The 14,816-nt window shown below is 37.3% G+C and carries 11 protein-coding genes; 8 read left to right on the forward strand and 3 right to left on the reverse strand.

Features of this window, described 5'->3' with window-relative positions:
• The first annotated feature begins 206 nt into the window (after window positions 1–206).
• Both INE92_RS01190 and INE92_RS01195 read left to right on the forward strand, forming a co-directional pair.
• Window positions 207–1,874, forward strand: coding sequence for an ISL3 family transposase (locus INE92_RS01190; protein ID WP_087321590.1), 1,668 nt, complete (start codon window positions 207–209; stop codon window positions 1,872–1,874).
• A gap of 168 nt (window positions 1,875–2,042) precedes the next feature.
• Complete coding sequence (locus INE92_RS01195) at window positions 2,043–3,710, forward strand: ISL3 family transposase (RefSeq protein ID WP_074911576.1); 1,668 nt, start codon at window positions 2,043–2,045, stop codon at window positions 3,708–3,710.
• Between the two features lie 203 nt (window positions 3,711–3,913).
• Here the strand turns inward: INE92_RS01195 and INE92_RS01200 are convergent, their stop codons facing one another.
• A complete protein-coding gene (locus INE92_RS01200) occupies window positions 3,914–4,504 on the reverse strand; it encodes an HU family DNA-binding protein (protein ID WP_212702058.1) in 591 nt (196 codons plus the stop codon).
• 57 nt (window positions 4,505–4,561) lie between these two features.
• On the opposite strand from INE92_RS01200, the gene INE92_RS01205 reads away from it, so the two are divergent.
• Both INE92_RS01205 and INE92_RS01210 read left to right on the forward strand, forming a co-directional pair.
• Complete coding sequence (locus INE92_RS01205) at window positions 4,562–4,933, forward strand: ISAon1 family transposase N-terminal region protein (protein ID WP_008640050.1); 372 nt, start codon at window positions 4,562–4,564, stop codon at window positions 4,931–4,933.
• A gap of 40 nt (window positions 4,934–4,973) precedes the next feature.
• Entirely contained in the window at window positions 4,974–5,909 is a 936-nt protein-coding gene (locus INE92_RS01210; protein ID WP_008025715.1) for an ISAon1 family transposase, read from the forward strand.
• 763 nt (window positions 5,910–6,672) lie between these two features.
• On the opposite strand, the gene INE92_RS27065 is transcribed toward INE92_RS01210, so the two are convergent.
• A complete protein-coding gene (locus tag INE92_RS27065; protein WP_257421842.1) occupies window positions 6,673–6,804 on the reverse strand; it encodes a hypothetical protein in 132 nt (43 codons plus the stop codon).
• 47 nt (window positions 6,805–6,851) lie between these two features.
• On the opposite strand from INE92_RS27065, the gene INE92_RS01215 reads away from it, so the two are divergent.
• A complete protein-coding gene (locus tag INE92_RS01215) occupies window positions 6,852–8,150 on the forward strand; it encodes a hypothetical protein (RefSeq protein ID WP_203462759.1) in 1,299 nt (432 codons plus the stop codon).
• Here the strand turns inward: INE92_RS01215 and INE92_RS01220 are convergent.
• The gene (locus INE92_RS01220; protein ID WP_008771523.1) at window positions 8,085–9,392 is read right to left on the reverse strand and encodes an IS5 family transposase; all 1,308 of its coding nucleotides are present in this window, start codon (window positions 9,390–9,392) and stop codon (window positions 8,085–8,087) included. The two genes, INE92_RS01215 and INE92_RS01220, sit on opposite strands and share 66 nt — an antisense overlap.
• Before the next feature lie 141 nt (window positions 9,393–9,533).
• Between INE92_RS01220 and INE92_RS01225 the strand changes: the two genes are divergently transcribed.
• Genes INE92_RS01225 through INE92_RS01235 form a run of 3 tightly spaced genes read left to right on the forward strand, consistent with a single transcriptional unit; the run spans window position 9,534 to window position 14,813 of the window.
• The gene (locus INE92_RS01225) at window positions 9,534–9,998 is read left to right on the forward strand and encodes a hypothetical protein (RefSeq protein ID WP_195436722.1); all 465 of its coding nucleotides are present in this window, start codon (window positions 9,534–9,536) and stop codon (window positions 9,996–9,998) included.
• A gap of 7 nt (window positions 9,999–10,005) precedes the next feature.
• Entirely contained in the window at window positions 10,006–11,400 is a 1,395-nt protein-coding gene (locus INE92_RS01230; RefSeq protein WP_195436723.1) for a hypothetical protein, read from the forward strand.
• A 5-nt stretch (window positions 11,401–11,405) separates the two neighbouring features.
• Window positions 11,406–14,813 (forward strand): hypothetical protein, encoded by a 3,408-nt coding sequence (locus tag INE92_RS01235; RefSeq protein WP_195436724.1) that lies wholly within the window; start codon window positions 11,406–11,408, stop codon window positions 14,811–14,813.
• Window positions 14,814–14,816 lie beyond the last annotated feature (3 nt).

The raw sequence follows: 14,816 nt of genomic DNA on the forward strand, positions 1-14,816 counted from the left end.
GCTTATTTTTTATCTAATTATAAACGCAGTTTTTAACGTCAGGGATTATTCTTCTACTAGAAAAGAAAACGGTTCTTCGTCAAATTTGGTGGTAATCTCTTTTTTATTTCGATGGTTTTCCTCTTCTTCTTTCTTAATCCTATAAAAAGTTGTAGATATGTTTGCTTTTTAGTAACTTTAAAGACACCACATCATTAAGAGTTACAATGCAACAAGCCATATCTACAACGTACAAATATACATCAAAAAAAGAAAATCCTCCTACAAATAGGGGATTATTCCATGATTTCAGATTCAGTCCTGGCTACGATAATCTGCAACAAGATGGTATCTCTGAAGCTGTTGGTTCATTGACGGTCTTTTTACATACGGCTGGCAAGGGGGCTTCCTGTCCTTATTGCGGACATTTCAGTCACCGATTACACAGTTATTACTCCCGTCATATTCAGGATCTTGAAGTTTACGGTCATACTTTGGAGTTAGTCATAAAGGTTGGCAAATATTATTGCGAAAATGTTTCTTGTCCGCGAAAAATATTCTGCGAACCGTTGTCTTTTCTGGCTCGTCGGTATGGTAGACGGAGCTATCTTGTTGAGGAACGCATCAGATCGATAAGCTTGGAACTTACTTCCCGAAAGGCCTCTTCTCTTTTGCAGCTGTTCCATATAACGGCCAGTAGCTCTTCCTGCTTACGCATCCTACAACAGTGCGGGCAACATAATCCTATGCATAATAAAAGTATTTATGTAGGTATTGATGATTTTGCCTATAAAAAAGGTAAGGATTATATGAGTGTGGTCGTAGACCAGATGACACACATGCCTATTGCTTTGTTAGAGGATAGAAACGGAGAAGCGCTTGATAACTGGCTCACCCGGAATCCTCAAATACAATATATAACGAGAGACCGTGGAAGATGTTTCACAGAGGCTATAAACAGAATAATCCCTGGTGTTACACAAATCTGCGACCGGTTCCATCTAACCAAGAATATGACGGACACGATGATACCGGAAATAGAGAAAATGATTCGTCAGACCAAGCAAAAGCTCAAATACGAATATCCTGACAGAGACACGGCTTCTTCGTTAATTCTTCAGGACATATTTAACATGGGAGATGTCCGACACAGAGAAAAATTGAAGATATACAGGGAAAGCCTGAACTTAAAAATGCAGGGGATGACCATTGAGCAGACAGCCGCGCATTTGGGCAAGAAAAGTCGCTACATTTATAAGCTCATTCACAACAGGAGAATAGGGGCATACTTGAATGAGCAACAGAAGACAGCTCTTAAATATGTATCCGAACTGGCTACAATCATTAGTGCGGGCTGTATTACCCGAAAAATATTGGCACAAAAAATGGGGAGTAAAATCAGTGGCGCACTTATTGGAAGGATAACATCCAGCTTGCGAAAAATGTATCAACAAAAGAGGAAGGAAGTCAAGGAGCATAATGAGAGCATTGAAAACGGAAGTAAAACACAGAGAGTTTCACAGAATCAGATACGCAAATACATTCTAAAGGGAGAATCGGATAATCCTAAACTAGCGGAACTATATAAGTCCTCACCACAGATTAAAGAACTCTTAAGCGTGTGTCAGAATTTCAGAGATATGATTAATGGGAACACTTATGATAAGGATATTAGAAAGTGGATTGAAAAAGCGAAGGCAACACGGAATATGGCACTGACGAACTTTGCATATGGTATTGAAAAAGACTGGGAGGCAGTACAGGCAGCTATTGATATCCCCTTCAGTAACGGATTACTGGAGGGGACAGTGAATAAAATTAAAGCGGTAAAAAGGCAGATGTACAATAGGGCAGGAAGCAAACTACTGAGAGCCAAGATTCTTTATTCACAATAGAAGAAGTACCACCAAATTTGACGAAGAACCAAGAAAAAGGTTCTTCGTCAAATTTGGTGGTAATCTCTTTTTTATTTCAACTGTCTTCTTCTTTCTTAATCCTATTAAAAGTTGTAGATATGTTTGCTTTTTAGTAACTTTAAAGACACCACATCATTAAGAGTTACAATGCAACAAGTCATATCTACAACGTACAAATATACATCAAAAAAAGAAAATACTCCTACAAATAGGGGATTATTCCATGATTTCAGATTCAGTCTTGGCTACGATAATCTGCAACAAGATGGTATCTCTGAAGCTGTTGGCTCATTGACGGTCTTTTTACATACGGCTGGCAAGGGGGCTTCCTGTCCTTATTGCGGACATTTCAGTCACCGATTGCACAGTTACTACTCCCGTCATATTCAGGATCTTGAAGTTTACGGTCATACTTTGGAGTTAGTCATAAAGGTTGGTAAATATTATTGTGACAATGTTTCTTGTCCGCAAAAAATATTCTGCGAACCGTTGTCTTTTCTGGCTCGTCGGTATGGTAGACGGAGCTATCTTGTTGAGGAACGCATCAGATCGATAAGCTTGGAACTTACTTCCCGAAAGGCCTCTTCTCTTTTGCAGCTGTTCCATATAACGGCCAGTAGCTCTTCCTGCTTACGCATCCTACAACAGTGCGGGCAACATAATCCTATGCATAATAAAAGTATTTATGTAGGTATTGATGATTTTGCCTATAAAAAAGGTAAGGATTATATGAGTGTGGTCGTAGACCAGATGACACACATGCCTATTGCTTTGTTAGAGGATAGAAGCGGAGAAGCGCTTGATAACTGGCTCGCCCGGAATCCTCAAATACAATATATAACGAGAGACCGTGGAAGATGTTTCACAGAGGCTATAAACAGAATAATCCCTGGTGTTACACAAATCTGCGACCGGTTCCATCTAACCAAGAATATGACGGACACAATGATACCGGAAATAGAGAAAATGATTCGTCAGACTAAGCAAAAGCTCAAATACGAATATCCTGACAGAGACACGGCTTCTTCGTTAATTCTTCAGGACATATTTAACATGGGAGATGTCCGACACAGAGAAAAATTGAAGATATACAGGGAAAGCCTGAACTTAAAAATGCAGGGGATGACCATTGAGCAGACAGCCGCACATTTAGGCAAGAAAAGTCGCTACATTTATAAGCTCATTCACAACAGGAGAATAGGGGCATACTTGAATGAGCAACAGAAGACAGCTCTTAAATATGTATCCGAACTGGCTACAATCATTAGTGCGGGCTGTATTACCCGAAATATATTGGCACAAAAAATGGGAAGTAAAATCAGTGGCGCACTTATTGGAAGGATAACATCCAGCTTGCGAAAAATGTATCAACAAAAGAGGAAAGAAGTCAAGGAGCATAATGAGAGCATTGAAAACGGAAGTAAAACACAGAGAGTTTCACAGAATCAGATACGCAAATACATTCTAAAGGGAGAATCGGATAATCCTAAACTAGCGGAACTGTATAAGTCCTCACCGCAGATTAAAGAACTTTTAAGCGTGTGTCAGAATTTCAGAGATATGATTAATGGGAACACTTATGATAAGGATATTAGAAAGTGGATTGAAAAAGCGAAGGCAACACGGAATATGGCACTGACGAACTTTGCATATGGTATTGAAAAAGACTGGGAGGCAGTACAGGCAGCTATTGATATCCCCTTCAGTAACGGATTACTGGAGGGGACAGTGAATAAAATTAAAGCGGTAAAAAGACAGATGTACAATAGGGCAGGAATTAAACTACTGAGAGCGAAGATTATTTATTCACAATAGAAGAAGTACCACCAAATTTGACGAAGAACCAAGAAAAACGTTTTTATTTCTCATATTCTCATGGTTTTGCATTAATCAGCATATAATCAGAGTATTATAGTATGAGAAATGTTTTTAATAAATCGCATTTCTCATCATTTCCGGGTGAAATAAGCCTTAAAAACAGTTATTTCTCATACTTTTTTAAGTCATTTCTCATACTATTATTGCCCTTCTTCGACTATTTTCTTCTTTGTATATACCCTATGTGTTCCTCTTCCGGTGATTTCTATTCCCGAATCGGGTTGATGTCCCCATTTTCTCAGTTCGTTGGTGGCTGCTGTTTGTAGCAATCCGGTTAGTTTCTGATATTCCCGAACGGTCAGGAAAGGATATTCATCGAGATATTTTAGTGCTAATGTTAGTCGTTGTTCCGGTGTGAATTTATTCGAGGATTTTTGCTTTTTCCAAGGAGCTCTTTCCAACCGGCATCTTTCGCTGATATTTCTTACCATTTCCCTGTCTACCCGGAAATTGACGCCTCCTATAAAAATACTTTGTGCGTTGCGGTGTTTTCCACCTTCTTTCGCATCTTCCCGTTCCTTATCTCTGCCTAAGGTGAGCGACGGAGTGAATGTACCTATTCCGTCTATCTTTACCGAACGTCCCTCTGCCATCAGGTGTGCCATTTCAATAGCTGTCTGAAGCAGTACGCCTTCTATGTCTCCGGCACTGAAGCCGCTGACATCGCCCACCCGTCGCGCCAACTCTTTTATACTTGCATTGTCTATCCGTGCAAACTTCGGATAAGTAATTCTTTTGGCTCAGTCTGAAACCTTGGGGGATTGCGTTAAAATTCTTATTTTTGCATCATGAAAACATCCTCTTCCCAAACGATTGATCCTGTTGCTTCTTTAAGCTTGTTCTTGCCTTCAGGAATCCTTGATTACTTTACCCTAGTCAATCATGTTTCTCAGGATACTTGCTTTATTCTTTATTTAGAGGAGAAAGCCACTATTCCTGCTGAGTACTCTGATCTCCATCTTCACTCAAAAGGTTTCCTCCCTGAGATTGAAGTTCAGGACTTCCCTATCCGTGGTAAAGCCGTTTATTTACGTATCAAGCGTCGTCGCTGGGAAGATCCATCCACTGGGCAGACATATAGTCGTGACTGGAGTTTGGTAGCCACCGGTACTCGCATAACCGCTGAGTTCGGTGCTTTTTTAAAAGAATTACTTAGATAATCACGCCGTTAGCTGCCAAAGTGTAGCTGAGCATTACTGTATGGATGGCAAACAGCTTCAAAGCCAATATAAAGACCACCTGAGTGACTTCCAGAATTGGGATCAGAGAGCACATGCCCAAGAGTATATCCTTTATCCAAAGAATATGGGTTATCACCTATGTATTGACGAAACGGCTTTAAGTAAGGGAGATCTTTATACCATCTTAATAAATAGAGATAAGCGAGGTAGGAAAGGTTCTATTATAGCTGTAATTCAGGGCACTAAAACCGATGATATCATTGCGGTACTTACAAAGATGCCACAGGAGCTGCGTAATCAGGTCAAAGAAATTACACTGGATATGGCCGGGAGCATGCAAAAGATTGCCAAAACGTGCTTTCCACGTGCCATGCAGGTGATTGATAGGTTTCATGTACAAAAACTTGTATACGAAGCTGTACAAGAGTTGCGCATTACATATAGATGGCAAGTGATAAAAGAGGAGAATAAAGCTATGAAAGCGGCAAAAGAGAAGGGGGAAGTATATAAAGCAGAAGAACTCGAAAACGGAGATACACTCAGGCAATTATTGGCCAGAAGCAGATATTTATTATTTAAATCACCTGATAAATGGACCAAGAGTCAGAAAATCAGGGCAGAATTACTTTTCAAGCAGTTTGAAGATATTAAGCACGTATATTACTACTCATTGGAGTTGGGAAAGATCTTTTCCACAAACTATGACAAGGATGTAGCAAGAGCAAAGCTGGCACTATGGTATAATAAGATTGAAGAATATGGATACGATACATTCACAACAGTAGCAAACTCTATTGAGAATCATTATGAAAGGATTCTGAACTTCTTTGTGAACAGGAGTACAAATGCAGCAGCGGAAGCATTTAATGCTAAAATCAAAGCATTTAGGGCATCATTTAGAGGAGTAGTGGATATGAGCTTCTTCCTTTTTAGGCTAGCAAAGGTATATGCATGAAGGGAATTGACTAAACTTAATCCCCCAAGAATTACAACTGAGCCATTCTTTTGCCTGTTTTTTGGAGGTCGGGCATCTCTTCCATGATGTAACGTGCCATACATTCTTTGGTTTAAAGTATTAATAGATTGGTTCTTGTCTATTAAGAGAAAACTTCTTCTGCATTAAGTGCAAACTTCTTTTCTCCTAATCCAAAAGTTCCTTTTGATTAATCATAAACTATAATCGCAAGTTCTGTTTTTATAAATGAAGCTTGCAATTATAAAAATGAAGCTTTTGTTTTTATAATCAAAGCTTGCATTTATAGTTTATAATTAGACAAAGATAAGTTTTCTATTTGATAAAAGGAAGTTTATAATTAATAAAATGGAAGTTATTCGTTAATAGACTGGAGGTGAAGTACTGCTTCTTATGAGGTTGGCGGTAGGTTGGTATGTAAGAATGTACGAAAGAAATCGATATGATGGCGAAGGAGAGTGTTTGAATGTAGAGGCGTTGAGTGAAAATGTTGATATAAAGTAGGATATTTAATTTTATTTTCATAGTTTTGCAATGTTTCTCACGCCGATACCTCAATTCGTGAGGTCAGGGTGGTGTGGGAGATGTATTATATAAAGAAAGGCGTTTACTAAACGCTTTGTCTTTGACACTTCGAAACTTCGCAACTTTTGAATCATCGTCAAAAACAAAGCAACGGTAGATGGCTGCGGGATATGCTACTATTTTCTGATATATCTTTTCAATTGAAAAGATATATTGGTTGTTATACATATCGGCGTGGGCTTCTGCGTTGCTCGTTCAGACGGTGATGGGCAATGCGAAGGCCTCGAAGTGTGGGACGAGTGACAGGTACAGATTCCCGCGCTTTTTCTTTATAATAGTATGTCTTTTTCATTTACGAACCGTCTAGTTTGGGGAGTCTGCGGACAACATAGAATATTTATGAGTCAAAAAACACGACCATTGTTTTTGCAGACTAATCTATTAAGTATGTTATTAGTTGGCATAGTATCTATTGTATTATTTTGCATATGGAGTTGTGGAGATAATAAAATAGAGATAAAATGTGAACAGTTAAAATTGAATGAAGTAGAAAAGCCTCTATTGAGAGTTTATGTAGAGAATTCTGGAAGTATGGATGGCTTTATGTACGATGGATCTGAGTTGAAAGATGCTATTTATGGGTATATTAGTAGGTTAAGTAGCTTTTCCGATAGCACAGAATTGAATTATATTAATTCTCAAATAATTCCTTCTAAAAAGGAACTTAGAAATTTCATCAGAGATTTAACCCCTATTTCTTTTCATAGTGTAGGTGGCAATACCGGCAGTTCTGATATTGCAGATATGTTTGAGAAAATATTGTCAGATACTGATGATAATATTGTGTCAGTATTTGTGTCCGATTGTATTCTTGATATTCCAGGAGGAGATGCTTCTAAATTTTTTATAAATAGACAAATTGATATACAAAACGCATTTATAAAACAATTGAATAGATGTAAGGATTTAAGCGTTGAAATATTAAGATTGGAATCATCTTTCAATGGATGGTATTATTACGCTCATGGAAAAGAGTTTTTGAAAGATGCAAGGCGACCTTATTATATATGGGTGATAGGTAATAAAAATCATCTGTCTCGGTTGAACAAGAATGTTCCTTTATCGGAGATACAGCATGGAGTAAAGAATTATTTTGCTTATTCCACTCCAAGTGAGATTCCTTTTGAGATAGCTAATAAGGCAGGAATTAAAAAAGGTAATACTTGTATATGTAACCTTGATTCTGATGGGAAATACAGGTTTCTGATAAAGGCCAATATGTCTGTCACATTACAAGATGAACAGACAATTTGTAACATGGGAAATTATGGGAAACTAAATTCTTTTGTTAATATAGAACGAATCGATAGAATATCTGCAAAAGAGTCTTTTTACACTCATCTGTTGACGGTTGCGATTGATCGGGAAAGCGTGAATTCTGTTGGTGAAAAATTATCTTTAGTTTCATTGGAAAAACCTGATTGGTTAGAAAATGCTAATGATAATTTGGGAAGAGAGGTCATAAAGAATATGGATAAAACAACAGGTATAAAATATATAATACAAGGAGTGGCTGATGCCTATAAAAGTAATAAAGAATTAGCTGAAATTAAATTTGTAATTAGTCGTCCCTTAAAAAGTACTCATCTGCGGGATATTGCAAGAAAACAGTGTCCCGCAGATTTTTTCAACAAGTAGCCAAAGAACCCTCATGGCTCTTTTGAAGTTGTACGCTGCTGCGGCTAAGAGCAGATTGACAACATCCCCGAACACACCTTTATAAAAGTTGCGTCCTAAACGAAAGTCTGATTTCAAATGCCCGATAGTCGGCTCTATTCCTGCACGCTTGCAGAATAGCTTATGTTTCTTCTTGCGTGTGTAATAACTGTCTTTCCTGTTTGGAACATCGGGTATCAGTATCCCGGTGCCGCCCACCTCTTTCTTTCCTCTGTACCCCCTGTCCCCGGCCAACTTCCTGATCTTCTTTCCGGTAATGCGTTCCACCTGCCTGAGGGATTCTTCAATGGTATGCCCGTCATATTCATTCCGGAAAGACTTGGCACCCAGTATGACACCGGTAATTGAGCGGACGATTGAAACCTTGTTGCCGAACTCGTATTTCTTATGTTCTTTCCCCTTGCTGATACACTGCACCTCCGGTTCATGCAGGGAATAGATTTTCCCGGGAGAATTGCGCTTCTGTGAAAGCACCCGCTCAAAGAGGTCGAGCAGGGAGTCGTAGCCGTGGTTTTCTTTCAGGTTGCGCCTCAGTTCCCTGACAAGCCTTCCCGCAATGGTGCGCAGCCGCTTGTCCGCTTTCAGGGCCTTGCCACGGTTCTTGGGGTGGTTACGGAAACGCTGGTCACGGTAGATCTTCTTGAGGACAAAGGTATAGCTCTGGCGCAAAGGAAGCCCTAAGGATTTTACGACAGACAACACTTTGCGGACTATCTTTTTATGCAACTTCGCATCCGTGGGATAAGTCACGTTCTTTTCCTGTACCGTGGAATCGATGAAGGCCGTGCAGTGATGGTCCGGGCCGTCGTCCTCCTGATTGACGCGGATACTTTCTGACAGAATCAGTTCCATGCCATTTTCTCCGACACGCTTACGGAAGTGTACCAGTTCGCTTGCATTGCAGGGATAGGAAGGCGTGAATTCCAACATACCGCAAAAGTACTGGTAATAAGCATTCTCGCTCCATTGTTCAACAACCGATTCATCGGACAGGTTACGCACGTGCTTAAGAATCAGAAGTCCGCACATCAGGCGGATGGGTTTGGCCGGACGACCGTTGACGGCACAGTATAGCGGGGAGAAAGCTTCTTCAAAACGGCGCCAGTCTATCTTATTGGCAAGCAGGTATAAGGGATGCCTGGGATTCAGCTGGTCTGTCAAAGAGCTGAACAAGGAGGGCTGAGGGGTGGTCTTGTTTATCATAATAATCTGCAAGTTTTCAACCATAAAGATACAAAAACTTGCAGATATATCAAAGCAATTTATATATTAATATGTTGATTATTAGGCGTAAAAGCACATTCTAAGGGGCGACTAATTAGTAAAAAATAGAAAGGTATTCTTATGGGACAATTTTTTGGAAGTATTTATTGCTGGTTTGAAGATTTCTTTGGGTTAGTGCTTGCAGATTATATGTGGGGATTGGCTTCTCCTGTGCAAACTGCAAATCTGTTTATAGGCGTCGGTTTGTGGATGTTTGGAATTACATTTGCGATGTCCGTATTCTTTTATTATGTTGTAAATCATCCGCAACTAAATCATTGGTGGGGATGGCTTATCTTTCTTATAATTAATGCATTGATTAATGGATTTTTAGGATGGCAATGGGTACTTGCTGACTACTATGCAGGAAAAATGCATACTATATGTCCGTTGACAAATCAAGAAATTCCTTTGGATATTGATAGTTCGAATTGCATCTGTTTTGGAATTTCAAATATGATGTTATCAGTATTGGTCTTTTTTATAATTTCATGTATCATTAAATGGTGGAGTACTAATGTTTCGGCAGCACCATTTGTAAAGTAAATATTTTATGTCTAAACTGTATGTTTTTGGAATAGGAGGAACAGGTTCAAGGGTGCTTCGTTCTTTTACAATGATGTTGGCGGCCGGAGTTAAGATTGGAGCCAATGAGATAGTACCTATAATAATAGATCCGGATGTATCAAATGCGGACTTAACCCGTACGGTTACTTTGATGAATACTTATCGTGCTGTACGTTCGGAATTGCAGTTCTCAGATGAAGATGAAAACATGTTTTTTCGAAAAGAGCTTTCTCAAGTATTAGGCAATTACACTTTAAGAATACATGACACTGATGATAAGACTTTTCAGCAATTCATTGATTTGCCTTCAATGGATAAGGCTAATAAAGCAATGATGAAAATCTTATTTTCAGACAAGAACTTGAATTCGTCAATGGATGTAGGATTTAAAGGCAATCCCAATATTGGTAGTGTTGTACTGAATCAGATAGTCAAGTCAGTGGATTTTGAAGATTTTGCAAATTCATTTGAAGTTGACGATAAAATATTTATTATTAGTTCTATTTTCGGTGGAACTGGAGCCAGTGGTTTCCCGTTGTTGTTGAAAACGTTGAGAACTGGAGACTCGTTTTCGAATCATGATTTAATTAATAATGCGGAAATTGGAGCTATAACAATTCTTCCGTATTTTAAGCTGAAAAGTGATGATGCAAGCGAGATAGATTCATCAACATTTATTTCAAAAACAAAATCGGCATTGGCTTATTATGAGAATAATATTAGTAAAAATGGGTCAATAGATGCTTTATATTATCTTGCGGATGATATAACTAATACTTATGACAATCATGAAGGAGGTACTGCGCAAGAAAATGACGCACATCTAATTGAATTTTTGGCTGCTACTGCTATTGTGGATTTTAGTAATAAACAACATCCGAATACAGTAAATAAAGAACTTGGATTGAAAGATATAGAAGATGTTGTGTCATTTAATTCATTTTACGATACTCAAAAGCATTTGTTGTTTGCTCCACTAACGCAGTTTATTTTGATGACCAACTGTTTGGATAACAAATTTGACTATTTTAGTTCTACTGCTTTTAATGCCAATAATGGAAACTTTGAAGATTTGTATGATAGTACATTTATGTCAGAATTAAGAAATCTGTTGGTTAAATATTATGAGTGGCTTAAAGAAATGAAAGGAAATAAACGCTCGTTGGATTTATTTAATCTAAATACTGGCGATAAACCTTTTGAATTGGTTACTGGAGTTAACCCGGTCAAAATCATGAGTATGTATTCTAATTATGATTTAATTATCGGTCGACTTAATTCTTCTGTGAAAAAATGTAAGAGTAAAGGGCAGAAGAATAAGTTTTTGGAGATGTTTTATATAGGTACAAGAACGTTAGTGAAGGACAAATTTAAAATGTAATTGATATGTCAAAGGTTTTTAGATTATATAAAGAGGGAACAAGTACTTATACTGGTTGGAACGAAACCCCTTCTTTCCCATACAATTCGGCAAATAGAGATACTATTGACGACCCGGATGGAGCTTCTGCAAAGAATGAAATAACTTCTATACCTTCTCCTTTTGCTCGTATTGATTTGGTAAAAACGGCTTTTAAGGAAGTATGCAAATTAGACAAAAAAACTAAGAAACCGGAACTTGATGGAAAGACTATTTTTCATAAAATGGTTTCAGATGCATTGGATATTGGTGAGATTTTCTTCAATATAGATAAGTATAAGAATAAAATAGAGATTCTGACTTGGGATCCTTCTATAATGATTAGCTCATTGGAAAATAATGGCAGTAATGGTCATCTATATCTTGCGGATGCTTTACGTAAATACATGAAATCGGACTCAAAAACATATAATTTCGATAAATTGCAAAACATATATTTACTTAATTATATTGATGGACCTGACGAATTGAATATTATTGGTGCGACTTCTCCTGCGACATTGTTTTTCAGTTCTGCAAATAAATTAGATTATATCAATGATATATATTTTGCAGAAGACAAACCGTTCGATTTGGACTTTCAGCCATTGTATAAGAGGGACTTTGAATATGTAAAAGCATGGTTTACCCTACGTAAAGTTATCCCTTATTTTTCAACTCTTTTTCCTGAATTGGAAACATATTTGAATCTGACTTTTAAAGCTATTACAGATACAAAGCAAAAAAACGAATTAAATAATCTGACAGCAGCAAGCGGTGAACTGTTTTCTACAATTGATGTTGTTTCCGACCAACAGAATAATTCGGTAGAAGTGCTTGGATATGTTTTATTTAAGAAGTTGAATAAACCGGTAACAAGAGAGAGTGATTTTGCGATACGTTTGAATAATAATTCGATGGAAGGTATTCTTCCTTTGGTATTGCCGGTGGAAGCAGGAAATAAATATAGTAGGCTGCAATATACAACAGGGAAATGGGGAAAAAGCAATGTAGCTCCTTATGTGGCTGAGGTGATAGATTTGAATAAACGTATTCTTCCATTCGATGGTGTTCAAGCTCCTTATTTAACCATTAGTGATTTCTTGGAAGATACCATAATTAGAGTTCCACATACATTGAATAAGAATAGTTTTTATGGTGGCAATATAATGATTGATGAACCTAAATTATCTTATTTATTGCCGCTCAAGACTTTATTCTTTAGATATTTTAGTGTTTCGGATTTACAGACTCCTTTATCCGATGGGAAGCCTATGTTTGAGATGCAAATGGTGGCTGGTGGTTCGGTTAGGGCAATATTGAGAGTACCGATTGTAGGGAATGCTGGTGTTTCATATATAGAATATAGCAGAATTTATTATAAATTGAGAAACGCCAACATCGAGAAAAATGAAGGCGGAATGGTTGAATTTGATTTCACCGGATTGATTATGCCTATTGTTCGGTTTACTAATCCGGAAGATGCTTATTATACGGTTTCTTGTATTTGTACGTATTCGAGAAATTTTAAAATGGAATTCTTTAATGGTGCTGATAAGATTAATTCTGTTGCAAAGCCATCATGTCGGAATGAGAGTGACTGTGAAACAGGTAAAGCTGAAATATATACCATAGAAAAGAGCAATTTTGATTATATTCAAGTAAGTGATAAAAATGGTTTCTGTGGGGTACTGATTCCTAAATATAAAGTTCAGAAGGATATTGATGCGTATGAGTTTGCTATTGATTTAGGCACATCCAACACTCATATCGAATATTGTAAAGAAGGAGAATTTCCTGAAGTTTTTGGCTTTGATAAAAAGGATAGCCAAATATGTGAAATATTCGTGCCTTCTTTGGTGAAAGGAATGCAAGCGCAGGATGACTTGATTTGGGAAAAACAGTTGATAGAAAAAGATTTCTTACCGGAAGCACTGGGGGAGGGGGATTTCAAGTTACCGACACGGACAGTATTATCCTGCTCTAAAACTATAGATTGGACGGGAGTGGTGAAACCTTATGAATTAATTAATATACCATTGACCTATGAAAAGCGTCATGATCTACCATATAATAACATTAAATACAATATTAAGTGGGGAAGAGGCAATGAACAGCGTGTTATTGAGTCATATATTGAATGTTTGATGTTAATGATTAGGAATAAACTCCTATTGAATAATGGAAATCTGAAACAAACTAAAATTATTTGGTTTTATCCCATTAGTATGGCTCCTAAAAGATTGCGAAGGTTGCAACAGACTTGGAACACGTCTTATGAAAAATATTTTGGAAAAGGCTCTACTAATTGTATGACAGAGTCAGCAGCTCCAATACAATACTTTTTTAGAAGATATGCTAGTGCCACTAATTTGGTCAATGTTGATATTGGGGGAGGTACTACGGATATTGCATTTGCTAAAAATAAGGAAATACAGTTTGTAACTTCTTTTAAATTTGCTTCCAATGCACTGTTTGAAGATCCTTTCTCTGATTTGAATAAAAATAATGGTATTATCGATTGGAGTAAGGATAGTATACTTCAATTGATTAAAGATAAAGGACTAAATGAACTGGAACGCATCTTTAAGAGTCCTAATAATGCAAATCCTGCAAATTTGGCATCCTTCTTATTTTCATTGAAAGATAATTCAATGATTAGAGGGATTGATTCTAAATTGATTGACTTTAATTATATGTTGCAAGAAGACGAAGAGTTTAAAATTGTATTTATATTGTTTTATACTTCCATTATATATCATATTGCCAATATTGTTAAAGTGAAGAAACTATCGTTGCCCCGGCATATAACCTTTAGTGGAAATGGAAGTAAAGTAATTAAGGTGGTGTCTACTGATCGTATGCTGTTAGCAAAATATACAAAATTGATATTCGAAGAAGTGACAGGCGAAAAATATGTGGGTGAATTGGATATCTTAGGCTTGGATAAAAATGCTAATCCTAAGGAAGTTACTTGTAAAGGAGGAATAATAGGTTTTAAAGAGAATAATGAGCGTGATAAGATTATTGTATTCAAAGGATGTGGTAGCGGGTTTGTAGATGAGTCAGATACTTATGATCAGGTTGATGATGATTATATCCGGAATACGGTTGAGGCGGTGCGCAAATTCTTTGATTTTGCTTTGAATACAATGAATGGCGTTTTTAATTTTGATGAAAACTTTGGCGTAACTCTAAGTTCGTTGAATATAGCTAAAGATGTTTGTTATAAAGACATTTCAACTTTCTTGGAGAAAGGAATAGCTCAACGTAGAGAGGAAGCAGAAGGGCAGGACAGAATAGAAGAAACATTCTTTTTCTATCCGATAAAAGGCGTTTTAAATGTTCTTTCGCAGGCAATATATGAATCATTGCAAAATAATATAGAAAAATAGAAT

Origin of the sequence: Bacteroides xylanisolvens (assembly GCF_018289135.1) — a bacterium.
Taxonomy (GTDB): Bacteria; Bacteroidota; Bacteroidia; order Bacteroidales; family Bacteroidaceae; genus Bacteroides; species Bacteroides xylanisolvens.

Excerpts from the sequence above, each read along its gene's own strand:
- INE92_RS01190 (WP_087321590.1), top strand. The coding sequence starts at position 207 with ATGCAACAAGCCATATCTACAACGTACAAATATACATCAAAAAAAGAA.
- INE92_RS01195 (WP_074911576.1), top strand. The coding sequence starts at position 2,043 with ATGCAACAAGTCATATCTACAACGTACAAATATACATCAAAAAAAGAA.
- INE92_RS01205 (WP_008640050.1), top strand. The coding sequence starts at position 4,562 with ATGAAAACATCCTCTTCCCAAACGATTGATCCTGTTGCTTCTTTAAGC.
- INE92_RS01210 (WP_008025715.1), top strand. The coding sequence starts at position 4,974 with ATGGATGGCAAACAGCTTCAAAGCCAATATAAAGACCACCTGAGTGAC.
- INE92_RS27065 (WP_257421842.1), bottom strand. The coding sequence starts at position 6,804 with ATGAAAAAGACATACTATTATAAAGAAAAAGCGCGGGAATCTGTACCT.
- INE92_RS01215 (WP_203462759.1), top strand. The coding sequence starts at position 6,852 with ATGAGTCAAAAAACACGACCATTGTTTTTGCAGACTAATCTATTAAGT.
- INE92_RS01220 (WP_008771523.1), bottom strand. The coding sequence starts at position 9,392 with ATGATAAACAAGACCACCCCTCAGCCCTCCTTGTTCAGCTCTTTGACA.
- INE92_RS01225 (WP_195436722.1), top strand. The coding sequence starts at position 9,534 with ATGGGACAATTTTTTGGAAGTATTTATTGCTGGTTTGAAGATTTCTTT.
- INE92_RS01230 (WP_195436723.1), top strand. The coding sequence starts at position 10,006 with ATGTCTAAACTGTATGTTTTTGGAATAGGAGGAACAGGTTCAAGGGTG.
- INE92_RS01235 (WP_195436724.1), top strand. The coding sequence starts at position 11,406 with ATGTCAAAGGTTTTTAGATTATATAAAGAGGGAACAAGTACTTATACT.